Consider the following 19,009-nt stretch of genomic DNA (forward strand, 5'->3'; position numbering starts at 1 on the left):
TTGTCCGGCTATGGTCCTATCCCGCTACTTCATGCGGCACTTGGCACTGTCAGCGTCACAAGGCCTGCAGGTCAATACGAGCTACCTGATCAATGGGCTCCGGCTCCCCTTTTTTTGCAAATGGCTGCTTCACACTGACATAAAGCTGCTGGCCATCAGGCGTCACAGAAATCGTATTGGGATGCACAGGCAGCTCAATAGTATGTTTGATGGCATAGCTGCTAGCGTCGATCACGCTTAGCGTTCCACTGCCTCGGCTGGCTACATACACTTCATTGCGAATCGGGTTATAGCGTATCCCCACCGGCATGTATCCCGTGGGAATTTTATGCAGGATAGCGCCCGTTTTCAGGTCAAACACCAAGGTACCCTCACTATTATTAAGCTGATTGGCAAACAGCCGTTCGCTCTTGCTATCCAGCGCGGTATTGACCAAAAAACGTCGCCTGATATCGCCAGGCAACAGCTTCTCCGGGATACGGTTGTCGCCAACCAGCTCCCAACTTTGCGTATCGAACACCGCGTAGGCCGCAGTGCCGCTGGCCAGCAATTTATGATTCGTCGTATCCAGGGTCAAACCCGCTGTCGGCGCTTCAATGTCGCGCAAGATGCGGTTTGTTGAGAAGGTCTTGCTATCAATGACCCAGATAAAACCAAGGTCTGTCACACCGCTGACGATGACCTGACCAGCGGCCTCATCTACTACGATCTGGCGCGTGTGCACCGGTTCGCCCTTGGCATCCTTTACACCATGATGCAGCGTTCCCTTAACGATACCGCTTGAAGCATCAATAGCCGAAACGGCACCATCCCTCGTATGACCGGCATAGAGCGTGTTGCTGCGTACATCCAGGGCCAAGGCAAACGGTTTGAATGGCAAATCGATTTTTTTCTGTACCGCCAGTGTTACCGGATCAAGCTGATAAATCGTGCCGCCCCCCTTGCTGGTCAACTCTTCCGTGCTTGCCACAAACACGGCCTTGGATGTCGGGCTATACACCAGCTCGTAAATGCCCGGTGCGACTTCACGTTGCAGGACAGCCTCTGACACTTGAGCGGATACGGCAGACGTCGCAGTCGCTTGCACAGCATATGACACACCAGTCAGCAGAAACAGAGGCAGTGCGGCAACAAAAATGGCCCGCTTACCACGCATTAAATAAGTAAATTTTTCAGACATACAAACCTTTTTGAAAACATCCTTGGCTGAAAAAGCCAGGGAAAATGACACATGCAGATTTAGAACCGGTGACTCACCGTCAGCAGCACCTGGCGAGGCTTGCCAAGGTAATTGCCAGTGCTGATGCTGGAGCCGATCTTTGAGTAATACTGCTTGTTGCTCAGGTTATCGATATTCAGCTGCACGGATGTATTGCGGTTGATGTCGTATCTGGCCAGGAGGTCAACGATGGCGTAGCTAGGCTGCTCAATGCGGAAATTTGACCCCTTGTAGAACACTTTGCTTTGCCAGCGCACGCCGCCGCCCAAGGTCAGGCCTTCCAGGGCGCCGCCTAGCTTGTACGTACTGAAGAGCTTCACCATATTCTCTGGGCTGCTGCGTTCGTTGTACAACTCACCCTTTTTGGTGCCCGAAGCATAGTGAGAACGCGCATAGGTATAGCCAGCGCTGACGTTCCAGCGATCGGTAAGCGCCCCGGCCACCTCCAACTCCAAGCCACGCGTGCGCACTTTCTCGGCCGCCTCATAGCAATAGAGCACAGCGGGATTGCAATACGTCACACCGGCCACCTGGGTGGGCAAATTCAACTGCTCCAGCTGGAACAGCGCGATCGATGCATTAAGGCGTTTATCCAGAAACTCGCCCTTCAGACCCAGTTCCTGATTGGTGCCTTTTACCGGATCCAGCAAGGAGCCGTTGATGTCGTAATAACTTTGCGGTTTGAAAATGCCAGTGTGGCTGGCATAGACCGAGTAAGTCTCGTTCAGGTCGTACACCAGGCCGACGTAGGGCACAAACTCGGCATCCGCCGAATAGTCCGTCTTGTAGTAGTGCGACTGGGACTTGAACCAGCTCACACGACCACCCAGTATGAGTTTCAGTGGATCCGCGATATCGAAGCGCGCCGAGGCATAGAGCCCCAGCTCCTCCTTGTTCTCGTCTACATAGTAGGGATTCAAGCCAAACGTGGGCTTGGCCTGCGCTGTGGGATTCCAGTTCTGTGGGTCAAGAGGGACGTTGGCGGCGGAACTGCCGTCCACCCGCTCATTCTCCTTGTTCGCGTTGATCCCGATCGAGAAATCATGATCACGCCCGAACAGCGTCAGGGGACCATTGGCATTGACGTTAAAAGCATAGTGCTTGTCACGCATATCCACGCTCTGGGTAAATTTACGCAGCGCGCCGCCGCTATACCATGGGTAGCTCGCGACGTAATCGGACTCGGCCCACGCTGCGCGTGTCAACGCCTTCATCACCCAACCGCTGTCAAACCGGTGCTCCAGGTCTGCATACAGAGTCGTCTGACGGCGATCCAGATATTCCCAGTCGCTACCCAGAAAATCATGGGGCGTCAGGTCATAAAACGAACCATCGGCCCGGGTCGGAAATCCTCCCCAGCTGTAGCCGTCGTTATGTTGTCGCTGTCGTGACAAGCCCAGGCTCAGTGTGGTGGCTGCCGTAAGATCCACATCCACCACGCCATAGAACAGCTGTTCCTTTTGGCGGTTGTAGTCCCGGTAAAGTTTGCCACCCCCGGCAACAATGACCGCCCGGCCTCGCACACTGCCTGACTCATTGAGCGAATTTGACAGGTCCACCACTCCACGTGCGTTTTCCCACGATGAGGCCGTCACCCGAGCCGAGTATTGCGGTGTCGAGGTGGGTCTTTTGCGGATCAGATTAACGGATGCCGATGGATTGCCAGACCCTTCCAACAAACCCGTGGCACCACGCACGATCTCCACCCGGTCATACATAGCCAAATCATCATCAGCCAGGATGTCGCGCGAATAGCTTTGAGTCGAGGTCGTGATGCCGTCGTACTGAATATTGGAGATGCTGTGGCCACGCGCCAGATACTCCCAACGCGAATCGCCATTGCCTTGCACCGCAACGATCCCCGACGCATCACGCAAGGACTCGTCCAAAGCCCGGTAATTCTTGTCCTCGATTTTTTGATGCGTAATGACGGTCATCGATTGCGGTGTTTCACGCAGTGAGAGTTCCAGTCCGCTGGCCGATGTGGTCGGTCCCATGGCAACGTAGGAGCCACTCCCCTCCGTCGCCAAGCCCGTCTTGGCAGTGACCGTGATAGGAGCCAATTGCGTCGTGTCATCACGACCTGGGCGGCTTAATGAAACCGTCCGCCCCTTCCAGCTGGCCTGCACACCCGTCCCCTTCAGCAAACTTTGCATGGCCTGCTGCGGCGTCATGCGCCCACTGACGGGCGCGGCCTGCAAGCCACTGACGGTCTCGGGCAAATAATAGATTTGAATATCTGCCTGCTGCCCCAACTCAAGCAAAGCCTGATTCAGTGATTGAGCCGGAATAGAGATCGACAAGGCAGGTACATCCTGCGCCATCACCTGCTCCAAGGGGCTGAACGACAAGGCCAGTGCTAATACGCCTAACCCTAAGCCCTGCACCGGACGTAAGGCGAAAAGAGGCCATCGTTTATTTGTGTTCTGTAGATACACCGTAGTACTCGTTATAAGGAAAGCAACGCACGAAGCGTCAAGCCCTTTGGCCAAAGGCGATCAGAGACGCAAACAGTCCCTTCCTTCATAAGAGTCAATTAAGCGCAAACCCCGTAATGATTCTCGTTCTTAAATTGAAAGAAATTGTATCCAAAGAGAAATCTAGGGTCGGTCTAAAGAGCCGCAATACCCCATCGACCATCGGGCCCCTGGACAACCAGCACCGGTGCCAGTGACGGCAGGACGTCCAAAAAAGCCTGGGGGTCATTCACATTGAAAACACCCGTTATACGCAGTCCGCGCAAGGAAGGGCTATGCAACACAATGCCGGGCTCGTTGTAGCGATTGAGTTCGGTCACAATACGTTCCAGCGGCTCGGCATCAAAAACTGCTCGGCCTTGACGCCACGCCAAAGCCTGCACCATATTTCGTGACTGCACGGACGCCAATCGATCATTTCCCAGATGCAAACCCTGCTGCCCCACCAGGTCGTAATGAGCGCTATTCCACCAAGGTCCACTCTCTACATGCACCGAACCAGATTCGACCGCCACATCGACAGCCTCCACATCCCGTCGTACATTAAAACGAGTACCTGTCACCCGTATCAGGGTCTGGCCCGCATCGACATTGAAGGGGCGTTCTGCCTCGGAGCGTACCTGGAAGAAGGCTTCACCTTTCTCCAGCACGACACGGCGCTCCGACCGATAAAAAGACACATATACCGCGCTGTCAGTATTTAGACTAATCAGCGATCCGTCTGGCAAGCTCTGCTCCAGACGCTCGCCCTTGCGACTGACATAACGCTGGGTGAATTGCTCACTTTCCAGCCAACGCTGCGGCCCCAGAATAGCCACACCCGCTGCCGCAGCACAGGCGGCACCCAAACTGGCGATAAAGGATCTGCGCCCCCATCGCGATGCCTGCGGGTGACTCTTCTGTGCCAAACGCGCCTTGAAAGCGGTATCCGGTGTCGCCTGCGCAATCGACCACATGGCTTCCATGTCTTGATAGGCCTGCGCATGACGTGGGTCCTGCTCACGCCATGTATTGAGCAAGGTCTGATCACCCTCCTGCATCAAACCGCCTCGCACGCGCGCAAACCAGAACGCGGCGGCGTCATGAGGATCGTCAGGAATGGGAAGTGAATGGGATAAGCTCATAATCGCTACGATAGCTCGCCGGTGAATCCCTGTACCAATGCGGGTGAAGACGGAAAAGTGTTCATGACGGGCATCGTTATATTAAGAGGAAAACTGCTGCAACTTAAGCTGCAAATGGCGCATGCTGCGGGTCAGGTACTTTTCTACCGAACTGACAGACAAGCCCAGATGACTGGCGATCTCAGGCACTGTCCAGCCTTCCAGCCTGTGGTAGGAGAATACCTGCTGACAGACGGGCGGCAACTCATCCAGGGCCGCCAACAGGGCCTCCGAAAGCTGGCCGCAATACGCGGCCTCCTCGGCTCCCGACACCGTCGGATGATCTTGCTCGGTCAGATCCTGCAGGGGAATCGTTAAAGCGGGTTGCTCCCGCTTTTGTCGCTGTATCAGACTATTGGCAGCACTGCGATGCAAATAGGCCTTAGGATTGCTAATCCGGGCCCCCTCTTGCTCCAGCATTCCGGCAATCGCATCATGAGCCACATCCTCCCCATCAAAGCTGTTTGAGGAACGTCGCGTCCACGTCTTGACCAGCTCGTGGTAATGCACGAGCCAAGCTTTACGCGAGGACGAAAAACGCGACATAGAGCAGCATGGGGTGAGTGGATCAAAGGGACATAATAATAACAACGATTCTCATTATTGTTCCTAAATTTTAAGTGCAGTGGAACAAAACCTTGGGACAAAAGAATGGCACGCTATGATCCTTGCTCCACCCTGCTCCACAGAGACAAAGCCTTCGCTCAATAAATAAACCCGTCTGGAGACTGATCTCCAGACGGGCTCATGACTTGCTCTTCAGACTTGGATCAGACCAGACGCACGTCTATGCTGCCCAGACCGTCGATAGCACCGTGCATCACATCGCCGCGTTCCACCGAGCCTACACCGGCCGGAGTTCCCGTGAAGATAATGTCGCCAGCTTGCAACTCGAACAGGCTAGACAGATAAGCGATGGATTCAGCCACATTCCAGATCAGCTGATTCAAATCGCCCGTCTGACGGCGCTCACCGTTGACGTCCAAGGTGATGGCACCTTGGGACAGCTCGCCAATACGGCTACGCGGCACCAACGCACCGGTCGGTGCGGAGTGGTCAAAGGCTTTGCCCACTTCCCAGGGCCGACCGGCTTTTTTGGCTTGCGTCTGCAGATCCCGGCGAGTCATGTCCAGACCCACCGCGTATCCCCACACACATTCAGCAGCCTGCTCGACTGTCAGATCACGCCCGCCCTGGGACAGAGCTACAACGAGTTCGATCTCGTGATGCAGATCCTGGGTACGAGAAGGATAAGGCATGTCGCAGACTTGGCCGGGCAGCACATTCAAAATGGAATCAGCCGGTTTGCAGAAGAAGAAAGGATCTTCACGCCCGGTAAAACCCATTTCCTGAGCATGCTCGACGTAGTTACGGCCGACGCAATAAATGCGGCGGACAGGAAAAACCTGATCACTGCCCTGAACGTTCAGTGCCGCTACTGCTGGCGCGGGGATGACGGTACTCATTTTGCTTGGCCGTCTGCAAAACGCTTGGCGCCGTCCACCAATTCTTTCTTGGCAGCCTCAACACCATCCCAGCCTTTAACCTTGACCCATTTGCCTTTTTCGATGTCTTTGTAGTGCTCGAAAAAGTGCTTGATGCGCTGCAGCTCTTCAGGCTGCAGATCATCAGGCGACTGGATGTGACGGTACAAAGGGTAGAGTTTGTCGGTGGGCACAGCCAACAGCTTGGCATCGCCACCGCCTTCGTCGTCCATGTGCAGAACGCCGATGGCGCGACAAGCAATCACGGCACCAATCTGAATGGGGAAAGGAGCGATCACCAACACGTCAACGGGGTCGCCATCGTCGGAAATGGTTTGCGGAACGTAGCCGTAATTGCAGGGGTAATGCATCGCGGTCAACATGAAGCGATCAACAAAAATCGCGCCGGTTTCGTCAACTTCATATTTGACGGGATCCGAGTTCATGGGAATTTCAATAACAACATTGAACTCGTCGGGCAGCTTGTCGCCAGCGGGTACGCGGTCTAGGCTCATTCTTGCAAACCTTTAAAAATAAAAGAAATTAATCCTTGGAACGTCGAGGACGATCCGAAGTTTGGGAGAGATCGACCCCGGGTATGGGAGCCGTATCGAAATAATCATCCAGATCCGACGAGGAGCTGAGTGTGTCCTGGCTAGGCGCGGTAGCCGGTGACACAGGCTCGGCCACGACAGGCAAAGGACGACCATGATCCGGCAAGTCCTCGGCCACAGCACTGGCTGCATAAGTGTAACGCGGCAGATCCTCATCTTGAGACGGAAGGCTGTCAGCATCGGTATGGCTGGGGTCATGACGCGTATCGGCTGCCGGCAAGGCACGGCTAATGGCCAGTACTGGCAAAGTCCCTGCCATGGACGCTGCTTTGCGCCAGTAAGAAACGGCTTCGTCGTGACGGCCCAGGCTGTCGTATAGATTGCCCAGCAAAGCGTGATTGCGCAGATCGCCCTGAATTTTCAGGCTGCGCAGCAGATAATGTTCGCCCTGCCCCCACAGTTGGCTGGTCAGGCACAAATGCCCCAAGGTGGACAGCAAAACCGGATTATTGGGCTGGCTACGCAGCCACTCTTCGGCTTTGGCCAAGCGGCGCCCCACGAACTCGGGAGGACATTGAGCGTAGGCTTCCAGCAAACGAGCATCAAAACTGACGGCAATTGCAGGTTCCAAAATACGGCCAGCTTCGTCGTAATTACCTTCACGCTCCTGGATCAGAGCAGCTTCCAAGGCAATGCCAGGCAAGAGTTTTTCTTCAGATTTCAGATCTGACCACAAGGCCTTGAACTGTTCGTTGCCGCCGGCACGCAAACGAGCAGCAGCGGCAAACTCGATATGATTCAAGGCTTCCTGGCGATCAATACCGCTACGGCGCACCAGCAGACGGGTCAATTCATAAACGCGTTCGGCGTTTCCCTGCTGACGATAAGCACGCAACAGCAGGCGTGTCGCATGCAGATGACGCGAACTGGCGTCTTGCAAGCCCTGCAGCAGCTCGATAGCCTCTTCAGTTCGGTTTTGATCCAGGTACAGTTCGGCAGACGCGACCGCACTGGCTTCTTTCAAGCGCACATCATCGCCAGCGGCAGCACGAGCGGCCGCCAAGGCTTGGTCACGCTGAGCAATCTGTCCCTGATAATGCGCCGCACGGGCAGCCGCCAAGCCAGCCACGACTTTGCTGGATTGCGAGCGGGTTTTGCTCATCAGCTTCATCATGTCTTTTTCTGCTTGCTCGTAGCGCCCTTCCAGGATGCTGATCCAACCTGTTTCCAAAAGAGTTTGATCGCGTCGCTGAGCACGACGGCCACGCCACAGGCGAAAACGCTCCGGGCCATCGCCAAACCAGGCCAGCAAGCGCAGCAGCACGTACAGGACAATAAACAGCCCCAGGGTGCACAAGACCACATAGGTCAGCGACGCGCGGGCCAGATAATGCGGGGTAACCAAATAGACATTACCGGCGTGTTCACGCAGAACCAGTGCCAAGGCGACGGCCGCAATAAATAAGATGAGAGTCCAGAACCAAGTACGCATACCTTACCCCTGCGCCTGAGCGGACTGATCGGCCTCGGATGGGGCCGGATCAGCGGATTCAGGCTGTTCAGTGGCGGGAGCACCAGACTCCTGATTGACTGGCTCGGCAGACTGCGGAGGATCGGACAAAATAGGATCCGTATCACCCGGCTCCGTGCCGGCATCATCCGCGCCTTCCTGATTGCGGCCAGCCTGGGCCTGACGCAAGCTTTCAATCGCCGCCAAGGTGTTGTTAACGGTAGGCAAACGCGCACCGATGCGGGTGTCCTGCAATTGACGTGTCAGACGCAACGCCTGCTGAACCTGAGTGGATTGCGTGTCAAAGCGTTTTTCCAGCGCCGTGGCCACAGCAGTCAACTCGGTCTGCCAGACAGCGGACTGATTCATCATCATGGCCAACTGGGCAGCCATGATGCGTAAGCGCAGATTTTCACGCAGGCGTGCGGCCTGATCGGGTGACATCAGCAAGGCAGCAGCATCGTCCACACGACGAATGGACACAAACTGGCCCAAATCGTGGCTCAGGGAACGCCACGCGGAACCACTCCACTCCTCGACCGTATTCCAGCTACGTTCCCACCACGGGGCATCCGCCGCCAGCTCGACGGGCTGGGCAGCTTCTGTCTGTAAATCCAAGGCTTCAGTATTGGCACCACCAGCGACATCGTCAGGCACCAGCAAAGGCGCTTCCGAGACGTAACGCGACAAGGTGTCCAACTGACGCGACAACGAGGCCACATCCACCGTAGAGGCCGCGCGCAGGCGATCCAGATCGCCATTTAAGGTTTGCTGCAAAGAGGCCAGCCCCACGCGATTGGCGCGGGCCAACTGAGCCTGAGCGGCTTCCAAAGACACAATGGCATTGGCCACATTGCCACCTAACATCAGCTGTTGCTGGGCAATGGTGGCCAGATGATCAATATCATTTAGCAAAACCAATTCCGAGCCGCTATCTGTCATGGTCTGGAAAGCCTGGCTCAGATCATGAAACTGTTCGGTGGAATCGTTAAAGGATTTTTCCAGCTGAGCCAGCTTGTCGGACTGACGTTGCGCCAGGGCCAAAGCTTGTTGCGCCGTTTGGCGAGCCTGCTCGGTGGTGCTGACATTGGTTGCCAACTGCGCTTGCAGTTCAGCTTTATGTTTTTCCAGAATTGAATTCTGATACCAAAGACCGGCTGCAGCCAGAACCACCACCAATGCGCTCAGTGCATACGCCGGACCCGCGCCACTTTTGCGCTTTTGGGGCGCAGCTGGGCTTTCCTTGGGTTCGGAATACGGACGAGGAGCCGCTGTACTGGCTGGGCTGGAAATTGGAGTCTCCGGTTCGCTTGCGGATGCGTTCTCTGTTTTATCGTTCATGGCAAGATTGTAATCCGTGTGAGGCTAATCGCGCGAGAGCACCGCCATCAAGGCAGCGACAATGTCATCATCGTCTGGCGTACACCTTTTTACCATTGGTGGCGTTGCGATTCCAGCCTGCAGCAATAAGGACTGTAAATGTTCCTGAATACGCGGATGAATGACCACATAGGTACAACGCGCCCAAACATCCATCAAACCCAGTCTTTGCACATTGGCAAAAACGGCATCAGCACTTTGAGAACTGCTGAGCAAAACGGCCAAGGGACCGGACTGCAAGCTGTCACGAATCTGGCGACCCTGTTCGGGAGTCCAGTAAGCAGCACTACGCTGATAAATGGCTAAACGCTGGACCTGAACACCGTGATCTTCGAAACGCTGTCCCAACCATTCGCGACCACTATGGCCACGCACAATCAAAACACGTTTAAGACCCCCCAAGCGCGGCTCAAGCACCGCCCACAGCGCCTCCGAGTCCTGTAAGGAATTGGCCCCTTCAGGATGCAGTACATCCTGAGGAGACACGCCATCCTGGGCGCGTAAACAGGCGGCGGTGGCCGAGCCAACCGCTGCTAACAAAACACCACTAGGCCACGCTTGCGCACGTGCCCGCAAGGCAGCAAAGTAAAAATTGACCGCACTGCTACTCACGAACAGCACCAGGTCAAAATCACCGGGATCTTGCCACTGGGCCTCCGAGATGCTTTGCGCTTCCAGCGTCAAGGCCGGAAAAACCAAAGAAGAAAAACCCTGCGCGGCCAGGGTGACCGACAGGGTTTCGTTCCGTCCCGCTGGGCGGGTCAGCAATACACAGGGCAGATTCATGCCGATTTACTGGCCTTCTTGAGGCTGTTCCATCAGCAAGCGATCCAAGATCGCTTGGGCACCTTGCTGCTTCAGATCTTCTGCCAATGACAGGCCCAAGTCCTCGGCCTGATCGGCCGGGCCGCTGATCTGGGCACGGTAGACGGTAGAACCATCGGGTTCAGCCACCAACCCGCTTAGGTTTAGCTGCTCGCCATCCAGGGTTGCAAAAGCAGCCAAAGGCACCTGACAGGAGCCTCCCAGGGCGCGTGACACGGCACGTTCGGCCAAGGCGCAAACGTGACTGGTTTCATGACCCAAGGGAGCCAACCATTGCGCCACATCCTTGCGGGTCTTCAGAATTTCGATCCCCAAAGCCCCCTGCCCGGCGGCGGGCAAGCTGTCGTCAATGGAGATGTAATCCCGAATACGTTCAGCCAGCTCCAGGCGACGCAGGCCGGCTGAGGCCAGAATAATGGCGTCGTAATCACCCCGGTCCAGCTTGGACAGGCGCGTTTGCACATTGCCCCGCAAAGGACGAATGTCCAGGTGCGGATAGCGTTCACGAATCTGGGACTCACGGCGCAAGCTGGAGGTACCTACGATGGCACCAGCAGGTAAAGCCGCAAGATTGGGATAAGTATTGGAAACAAAAGCATCGCGCGGGTCGTCCCGTTCCATGATGATGGGCAGGTCAAAAGACTCGGGCAAAACCACCGGCACGTCTTTCAAGGAGTGCACCGCCAGATGGGCACGACCATCCAGCAAGGCAGTTTCCAGCTCTTTGACGAACAGCCCCTTGCCACCGACTTTGGACAATGTACGGTCCAAAATCTGGTCGCCACGGGTTGTCATTTCCAGTAAGGACACCTTGCACTGCGGGTAGAGCTGCTGCAGACGGTCGCGAACATGCTTGGCTTGCCACAAGGCCAGTTGACTAGCACGAGTGGCAATAACCAATTCCTGAGGGGTAGAAGCCACAGCGATCACGCAGCGAAGTAGCGCACGATGGCGGCGGTAACAATACCAATAATGGCCAGCAGCCCTAAACCTTGCAACAGGGACAAACCGCTTTCCTGGCCTTTGGCGTCGGACGATTTAAAAAATGCCATAGAATTAATTTTCCTTGATAGAGCCTTTACGATGCGCCAGCCATTTGCCCAGCGCCACCACTAATAAGGCACAAACAATCTCGATTCCGAGTTTAACAGGCTGGGGCTGGACACCAAATTGATTTTCCACAATCTTGTCAGTGACAAGCATGCCACCGGCAATCCAACCTAGCAACGCGCCTCCCAGCGTCACAACCACCGGGAAGCGATCAATCAACTTCAGAACCAGGGTACTCCCCCACACAATAATGGGGACACTTAGCAATAAACCAAAGATCACGTAGCCCAATTGGTGATCCAGATGGGCGTTTTGAGCTGCACCTGCAATGGCGATAACGTTATCCAGGCTCATCACAAAGTCGGCGATGATAATGGTTTTGACCGCCGCCCAGATAGTGCCACCACCTTGAATACTGCCGTGCTCATCATCTTCGGGCATCAACAACTTGACGCCGATCCACAAGAGCAGCACACCCCCCACGACTTTCAGGAAAGGTAAATCCAGCAAGGTCAGGGCAAAGAAAATCAGGATCACGCGCAGAATAATTGCGCCGACCGTGCCCCACAAAATGCCTTGCATGCGCTGCTGCTTGGGCAGATTGCGACAGGCAAGCGCGATCACGACGGCGTTATCGCCACCGAGCAAAATATCAATCAATACAATTTGAAACAGTGAACCCCAATGAAGGGTTTGGAGAAATTCAATCATTTCGTTCCCGTATTGCTAAACATTACTTATCTACCTACCCAGGCAGACACTCTTTTTTGTCACTGGGCTTTCCCAAGACATAAGTGCCCCTTGAAGCAGCAAACAGGCGATGACCTGTGCAGCTTGGGGGTTTATTTTTTTACGTAATACGTTTGAGCATGGTCAGGCAGGCCAGATTCGGGAAGGAATGCGCCGGGACATGGTGTTTTTCTTTGCGAAACCGGCTGGCCAATCCTGTCTGACTGCCAGGCAGCCAGACAAAGAACCCGCCGAAGCGGGTTCCGTCACTACTTTCTTACAGCGCCAATTTGAGCAATTTGCCCATTTCGGATGGGTTGCGAGTGGTACGAATACCGCAAGCTTCCATAACTTCCAGTTTGGCGTCGGCCGTGTCGGCACCGCCGGAGATCAACGCACCAGCGTGACCCATGCGTTTTCCGGGAGGCGCTGTGACACCAGCGATAAAGCCAACCACAGGCTTGGTCATATTGTCTTTAGCCCACAAAGCCGCGTTGACTTCGTCTGGACCGCCGATCTCGCCAATCATGATAACGGCATCGGTATCAGGATCGTCGTTGAACATTTTCAGCACATCAATGTGCTTCAAACCGTTGATTGGGTCGCCACCGATACCTACAGCCGAGGATTGACCCAAGCCCAGTTCGGTTACTTGAGCAACCGCTTCGTACGTCAGCGTGCCGGAGCGGCTGACCACACCAATGCGGCCCTTGCGGTGAATGTGGCCAGGCATGATACCGATCTTCAACTCGTCAGGAGTGATCAGACCGGGGCAGTTCGGGCCCAACAGCAAGGTTTTACGGTTTTCGGCACGCATGCGGTTACGCACTTCAAGCATGTCGCGAACAGGGATGCCTTCGGTGATGCAGATAACCAGGTCCAGGTCAGCTTCAACGGCTTCCCAGATGGCAGCGGCAGCGCCTGCTGGCGGAACGTAAATAACCGACACAGTCGCGCCAGTCTCAGCTTTGGCGTCGGATACAGAGGCAAAAATAGGGATGCCTTCGAAGTCTTCACCAGCACGCTTGGGGTTCACGCCAGCCACAAAGGCTTCCATGCCGTTACCGTATTCACGGCACATGCGAGTATGGAATTGGCCGGTCTTGCCGGTAATCCCTTGCGTGATGACTTTAGTGTCTTTATTGATCAGAATCGACATTTGCTAATCCTCAACCTTTTCTTACTTGGCGGCAGCGACAACAGCAGTCGCCGCTTCGGCCATGGTGTCAGCACTGATGATGGGCAGACCGGAATCGGCCAGCATTTGCTTGCCCAGCTCTTCGTTAGTACCCTTCATGCGTACGACCAGAGGCACGTTCAGGTTGACGGCCTTGCACGCAGCAATCACGCCTTCGGCGATCACGTCGCAGCGCATGATGCCGCCAAAAATGTTAACCAGAATGGCTTTAACGCCCTTGTTGGCCAACATGATCTTGAAGGCTTCAGTTACTTTCTCGGCCGTAGCGCCACCGCCCACGTCCAGGAAGTTGGCAGGCTCGCCGCCAAACAGCTTGATGGTATCCATGGTTGCCATGGCCAGACCAGCGCCGTTCACCAGGCAGCCGATGTTGCCATCGAGCTGGATGTAGGCCAGATCGTATTTGCTGGCTTCAACTTCAGCTGGATCTTCTTCAGCCAAGTCGCGGAAAGCCACGATATCGGGATGACGGAACAAGGCGTTGCTATCGAAGTTGAACTTGGCGTCCAAAGCGATGATATCGCCCGAGCCGGTCAGGATCAGAGGATTGATCTCGGCCAGTTCAGCGTCAGTTTCGGTGTAGCACTTGTACAATTTCTGGAACTCGCCAACCGCTTTAGCGATCGACGCGTCAGGCACACCAATACCACGGGCCAGCTTGGTCGCTTGCTCGTCGGTCAGGCCAACGGCCGGGTCCACGAATTCTTTCAAAATGGCGTCGGGGTTACGCTCGGCCACTTCTTCAATTTCCATACCGCCTTCGCGGGAAGCCATCAAGGCAACGCGCTGGGTAGCACGGTCGGTAACGATACCGACGTAGTATTCCTTCTGGATGTCAGCACCCTCTTCCACCAGCAGACGGCCTACTTTCTGGCCTTCTGGACCGGTTTGGTGCGTGATCAGCTGCATGCCCAGGATTTCCGAGGCCAATTGACGTACTTCGTCAATCGAGCGAGCCAGCTTGACGCCACCACCCTTACCACGGCCACCGGCGTGAATCTGGGCTTTAACTACCCACACAGAGCCACCCAGCTCTTGTGCAGCGGCAACCGCTTCATCGACGGAAAAGGCAGGAATTCCGCGTGGCACGGCAACGCCAAACTGCTTAAGCAGTGCTTTGCCCTGATATTCGTGAATTTTCATGTGATACCTGTCAGTCTAAAAACACAATAAAAAAAGAAGGCAGGAACCCAAGGCCTGAGCCCGAGACCTGACTAAAACAAAAAACTAATCCATCCCTTCTGTGACTTTGGGTCGATACCAGACGGGATAAAACTCCTCAACCACGGGACCGCTCAAACGCAAGGCATGACAGCCATCCAGATGGAAGGGCTGCTTATCGGTGCGATAGATTTCTGATTCACCACTGCTACGCCGCCGGCCCGCCATAGTCTGTACCGCCGCGGTTGGCAGTACTTGTGCCAGCTCGCTCATGTGCGTACAGCCTGCCGAACGCCCAAAGCGCTCTTTTACGTTCTGGCGAAACTGCTTGAGCAGGTTCAGCCCCACCAGTTTTTGGTAGGCGTCCGCGATAGACGAACAGTTGTCCTGGTACGGCGCCGCGTCATAAACCGCCAAGGCATCCACAATGGCAAAGCTGCTATCGATGGTGATACGCAGGTGCATCAGATGGACGGGGTCTCCTGCCTTATGGGTCTGGCCATTGCGTATGGGGAAATCGTAAGACTTCACATCCAGCAGCGAGGCTTCCAGATCCCAGAGGCCATCTTCCCGTGCAAACGACTGTACCGTGATGGTACGGGTATGCAGTGGCTCACGGGCAATGGACGGCGGGGGCAAAGGCATTGATATGGACGAGGCGGCAGGATTGAAACCGATCAAGTATAACGCACCTCGTATGTTCCGTATCAGCCACTTACATAAACCGTCCGCGCCTCTCAAGCCGGCCAAACCCAGGATTGGCGGGGCATCACCTCGGATCGGTAGCAAATTGGCATAAAAAAACGACCACCTGATGGGCGGTCGTTTTTGTCCGGGTGACTAAATAGGAGTGTCCGGCTGAAAAAGGGCTTGCCTATCCCCACAAAGTCAGCCACTTATTTTAAGCCTGCACTATTTCAGGCAGCCGCGCGCAAGACCTTGGCTGCGTCCACCATCGCAAGCAAGGATGCCTCGGTTTCCGTCCAGCCACGCGTCTTCAAGCCACAGTCTGGATTGACCCACAGACGGTCAGCTGGCAAACGCTTGGCCGCCTCCCCCATCAGGCGCACCATCCAGTCTTTGTCCGGCACATTAGGCGAGTGAATGTCATACACACCAGGGCCAATATCGTTGGGGTACTCAAAATTCTCGAAAGCTTCCAGCAACAACATATTAGAGCGCGAGGTTTCAATAGTGATCACGTCCGCATCCATATCGGCAATCGATTGCATGATGTCATTAAACTCGGAATAGCACATATGCGTGTGAATCTGCGTCTCGTCGGACACCGCGCTGGTGGACAGACGGAAGCAATCTACCGCCCAATCAAGGTAGACCTGCCAATCCCCTTTGCGTAGTGGTAACCCTTCGCGGAATGCAGGCTCATCGAGCTGAATAACGTGAATACCCGCCTGCTCCAGATCGGATACCTCTTCGCGCAAGGCCAGCGCCAATTGGCGGCAGGTGTCGGCTCGCGGCTGATCATCGCGTACAAAGGACCACTGCAACATGGTTACCGGCCCCGTCAACATGCCCTTCACCGGCAGATCCGTCAGGGACTGGGCGTACGAAGACCAGGCCACACTCATGGGGGCCACCCGCAGCACATCACCAAAAATGATGGGGGGCTTCACACAGCGCGAGCCATAGCTTTGCACCCAACCATTTTGCGTGAAGGCAAAGCCGGCCAACAACTCTCCAAAGTATTCGACCATATCGTTACGCTCGGCCTCGCCGTGCACCAAGACGTCCAATCCAATGCGTTCCTGAAAGCGAATGACCTGCTCGATTTCAGCCTGCATGGCTTTTTCATAGGCAGAGTCACTCAAAGAACCGCCGCGCCAATCACGGCGAGCCGTACGGATTTCTATCGTCTGAGGGAAGGAGCCAATCGTGGTGGTGGGGTAAGCAGGCAGTTTCAGCTTATTGCGCTGGGCTTCAATACGCTGCGCAAAAGGGGCACGTTGACGCGTGAGCTTATCAATCTGCGCCATTTGGGCTTGCACCGAAGGATTATGCGTACGCCGGGACTCACGGCGGCTTTTCAAGGCCGCACGTTGAGCCTGAACAGCCTGCTTGCCAGCCTCGTCCAGAGTACCGTCTAGCAAACCTTGCAAGAGCCTTAGTTCATCCAGCTTTTGCACTGCAAAGGACAGCCAGCTCGTCAGTTCGGCATCAAGGCCTGTTTCTCCGTGCAGGTCAACAGGAACGTGCAGCAGCGAACAAGAAGGAGCAATCCACAAACGTTCACCCAAGGCCTCTTTCAGGGGCTGCAGGGTTTGAGCCGTTTTGTCCAAATCCGTACGCCAGATATTTCGTCCGGAAATCACACCGGCAGATAATATTTGCTCCTGGCCTAATACAGCGTGAACAGCCTGCAAAGCAGCAGGAGCGCGAACGGCGTCCACATGAACGCCAGCAATAGGCAAGCCTTTCAGCAAGGCGACATTTTCCCTGAAATCATCAAAATAGGTCGCCAAGAGAACGCTCAAGCCAGCTTGGTTTAGAGTTTGATAGACACGGCCAAAGGCGTCCTGCCATTGCTGTGGTAAATCCAGAACCAGAATAGGTTCGTCAATTTGCACCCACTCTACGCCTTGCGCCTTAAAGCGAGTCAGCACTTGCTCGTACACGGGCAACAAAGCATCCAGCAAAGCCAACTTACCAACGTCTGCCAAACCCTCGTAAGCATCGCCTTTGCCTAGCCACAGCCAGGTCAAAGGGCCAGGAATAACAGGCTTGGCCTTATACCCCAAGGTCTTGGCTTCTTCGATCTGCTCGAATAAGGATTCGCGAGCGATACGGAATGTTTGACCAGGAGCCAGTTCCGGCACGATGTAGTGGTAGTTGGTATCGAACCACTTGGTCATTTCACAAGCGACGGCAGGCGTGCCACTAGGCGCACGACCACGCGCCATACGAAACATGGTATCCAAAGAAACAGGGCTGTTGTCAGCCTGAGCAAAACGAGCCGGCACCACTCCCAGCAGAGTGCTCCACTCCAGAATCTGGTCGTACCAGGCAAAATCGCCAATTGGTACCGTGTCCAGGCCAGCTTTGCTTTGCAGATCCCAGTGATGGGCGCGCAAAGACCTGCCCGTTTCCAATAATTCTTCCTGACTTGTTTGCCCCGCCCAATATGCTTCCAAGGAGCGCTTCAGTTCGCGCTGCGCACCCATACGGGGAAAACCCAGATTATGAATAATAGTCATGATAATTCCACGAATAAGTCATTGGACCGCCAGATCAGGCGTGTAAAACCTATTGTGCCTGTATAATTACTTGAAAAAAAATCAAATACACCATGCTAATCATGAGCTTTATTCATCATGCTTGAAATTCGACATTTAGAGACCCTGAGCGCTATTCGAGATAGCGGCAGCCTGCAAGAAGCCGCCGAACGATTGCATGTCACGCAATCGGCTCTATCGCATCAGTTACGTGATCTGGAAGTGCGCCTGCAAGTGCAATTGCTGAATCGCCGCACCCGCCCCGCCCGTCTGACGACTGCCGCCTTGCGTATCCTGGTGTTGGCCGACGATATCTTGCCAAGACTACGCGCCACCGAGCGCGACCTGCAACGACTGGCCGCCGGACGCACCGGCCGCTTGCACGTAGCCATTGACTGCCACTCCTGCTTTCAATGGCTGATGCCTGCTCTGGACGCTTTCAGGCAGCAATGGCCCGATGTCACACTGGATCTGAGTGCCGCTTTTTCGTTTGCTCCTTTGCCCGCCTTAATGCGGGGTGATCTGGATGTGGTGATTACCTCCGACCCGCAGGACAATCCGGCAGTGCATTACGAGCCTTTGTTTCGCTATGAGCTGGTTCTGGCCGTTGCCAACCAGCACCCCTTATCGCAATACCGCTATGTCGAGCCTTTCCAGCTGACAGATCAGGTCTTGATTACCTATCCCGTGGAGCGCAATCGCCTGGATATCTTTACGCAGTTCCTGATTCCAGCCGATGTCGAACCCGCCGCCACCCGGCAAGCAGAGCTGACCCCCATGATCGTGCAGTTAGTCGCCAGCCAACGCGGTGTCGCCGCCCTGCCCAATTGGGCCTTAACCGAGTTTCTGAATCCGGGTTCTATCCGCACGTGTCGTCTGGGAGAACAAGGTATCTGGCGCACGCTTTACGCAACGGTGCGCAGTGAGGATCTGCAGGCGGATTATGTGCAAGCCTTTTTGACGCAGGCACGCGAAACGTGCTTCAAGAGCTTGCAAGGAATTGTGGCGGCACGGCCCTGATCAAGACGG

The 19,009-nt window shown here is 55.1% G+C and carries 17 protein-coding genes; 1 reads left to right on the forward strand and 16 read right to left on the reverse strand.

Annotated features, from left to right (window positions below):
• Positions 1-55 precede the first annotated feature (55 nt).
• The 16 genes from IE156_RS01535 to metE form a co-directional block, all read right to left on the reverse strand.
• Entirely contained in the window at positions 56-1,180 is a 1,125-nt protein-coding gene (locus IE156_RS01535) for a YncE family protein (RefSeq protein WP_189390730.1), read from the reverse strand.
• Positions 1,181-1,239: 59 nt separating this feature from the next.
• A complete protein-coding gene (locus IE156_RS01540) occupies positions 1,240-3,543 on the reverse strand; it encodes a TonB-dependent siderophore receptor (protein ID WP_189390731.1) in 2,304 nt (767 codons plus the stop codon).
• A gap of 287 nt (positions 3,544-3,830) precedes the next feature.
• Entirely contained in the window at positions 3,831-4,820 is a 990-nt protein-coding gene (locus tag IE156_RS01545) for a FecR family protein (RefSeq protein ID WP_189390732.1), read from the reverse strand.
• Positions 4,821-4,901: 81 nt separating this feature from the next.
• On the reverse strand, positions 4,902-5,405 hold the full coding sequence (locus IE156_RS01550) for a sigma-70 family RNA polymerase sigma factor (RefSeq protein WP_189390733.1): 504 nt from the start codon (positions 5,403-5,405) through the stop codon (positions 4,902-4,904).
• Between the two features lie 224 nt (positions 5,406-5,629).
• Positions 5,630-6,325 carry a fumarylacetoacetate hydrolase family protein gene (locus IE156_RS01555; protein WP_189390734.1) on the reverse strand — a complete coding sequence of 232 codons (696 nt, stop codon included), beginning with the start codon at positions 6,323-6,325 and terminating at the stop codon, positions 5,630-5,632.
• The gene (gene ppa, locus IE156_RS01560; protein ID WP_189390735.1) at positions 6,322-6,858 is read right to left on the reverse strand and encodes an inorganic diphosphatase; all 537 of its coding nucleotides are present in this window, start codon (positions 6,856-6,858) and stop codon (positions 6,322-6,324) included. Before ppa ends, IE156_RS01555 begins: the two co-directional genes overlap by 4 nt.
• Positions 6,859-6,886: 28 nt before the next feature.
• Positions 6,887-8,389 carry a heme biosynthesis HemY N-terminal domain-containing protein gene (locus IE156_RS01565; RefSeq protein ID WP_189390736.1) on the reverse strand — a complete coding sequence of 501 codons (1,503 nt, stop codon included), beginning with the start codon at positions 8,387-8,389 and terminating at the stop codon, positions 6,887-6,889.
• 3 nt (positions 8,390-8,392) lie between these two features.
• Positions 8,393-9,748 (reverse strand): uroporphyrinogen-III C-methyltransferase, encoded by a 1,356-nt coding sequence (locus tag IE156_RS01570; RefSeq protein WP_189390737.1) that lies wholly within the window; start codon positions 9,746-9,748, stop codon positions 8,393-8,395.
• 24 nt (positions 9,749-9,772) lie between these two features.
• Positions 9,773-10,573 carry a uroporphyrinogen-III synthase gene (locus tag IE156_RS01575; protein ID WP_189390738.1) on the reverse strand — a complete coding sequence of 267 codons (801 nt, stop codon included), beginning with the start codon at positions 10,571-10,573 and terminating at the stop codon, positions 9,773-9,775.
• A 6-nt stretch (positions 10,574-10,579) separates the two neighbouring features.
• Positions 10,580-11,542, reverse strand: a complete 963-nt coding sequence (gene hemC, locus IE156_RS01580; RefSeq protein WP_189390739.1) for a hydroxymethylbilane synthase — start codon at positions 11,540-11,542, stop codon at positions 10,580-10,582.
• Positions 11,539-11,664, reverse strand: coding sequence for a hypothetical protein (locus IE156_RS18475; RefSeq protein WP_268248086.1), 126 nt, complete (start codon positions 11,662-11,664; stop codon positions 11,539-11,541). The genes hemC and IE156_RS18475 overlap by 4 nt, the downstream gene beginning before the upstream one ends.
• 4 nt (positions 11,665-11,668) lie before the next feature.
• Positions 11,669-12,373: a TerC family protein gene (locus tag IE156_RS01585; RefSeq protein WP_189390740.1), complete on the reverse strand. Its 705-nt coding sequence runs from the start codon at positions 12,371-12,373 to the stop codon at positions 11,669-11,671.
• A gap of 295 nt (positions 12,374-12,668) precedes the next feature.
• Positions 12,669-13,550, reverse strand: a complete 882-nt coding sequence (gene sucD / locus IE156_RS01590; RefSeq protein WP_189390741.1) for a succinate--CoA ligase subunit alpha — start codon at positions 13,548-13,550, stop codon at positions 12,669-12,671.
• A gap of 21 nt (positions 13,551-13,571) precedes the next feature.
• Positions 13,572-14,732 carry an ADP-forming succinate--CoA ligase subunit beta gene (gene sucC, locus IE156_RS01595; protein WP_189390742.1) on the reverse strand — a complete coding sequence of 387 codons (1,161 nt, stop codon included), beginning with the start codon at positions 14,730-14,732 and terminating at the stop codon, positions 13,572-13,574.
• A gap of 84 nt (positions 14,733-14,816) precedes the next feature.
• Positions 14,817-15,395: a DUF2889 domain-containing protein gene (locus IE156_RS01600; protein ID WP_229841002.1), complete on the reverse strand. Its 579-nt coding sequence runs from the start codon at positions 15,393-15,395 to the stop codon at positions 14,817-14,819.
• A gap of 272 nt (positions 15,396-15,667) precedes the next feature.
• Positions 15,668-17,962: a 5-methyltetrahydropteroyltriglutamate--homocysteine S-methyltransferase gene (metE, locus tag IE156_RS01605; RefSeq protein ID WP_189390744.1), complete on the reverse strand. Its 2,295-nt coding sequence runs from the start codon at positions 17,960-17,962 to the stop codon at positions 15,668-15,670.
• A 117-nt stretch (positions 17,963-18,079) separates the two neighbouring features.
• On the opposite strand from metE, the gene IE156_RS01610 reads away from it, so the two are divergent.
• Positions 18,080-19,000: a LysR family transcriptional regulator gene (locus IE156_RS01610; protein WP_189390745.1), complete on the forward strand. Its 921-nt coding sequence runs from the start codon at positions 18,080-18,082 to the stop codon at positions 18,998-19,000.
• The last annotated feature ends 9 nt before the right edge of the window (positions 19,001-19,009 follow it).

Source organism: Alcaligenes pakistanensis (assembly GCF_014652815.1).
GTDB classification, from domain to species: Bacteria; Pseudomonadota; Gammaproteobacteria; order Burkholderiales; family Burkholderiaceae_B; genus Alcaligenes; species Alcaligenes pakistanensis.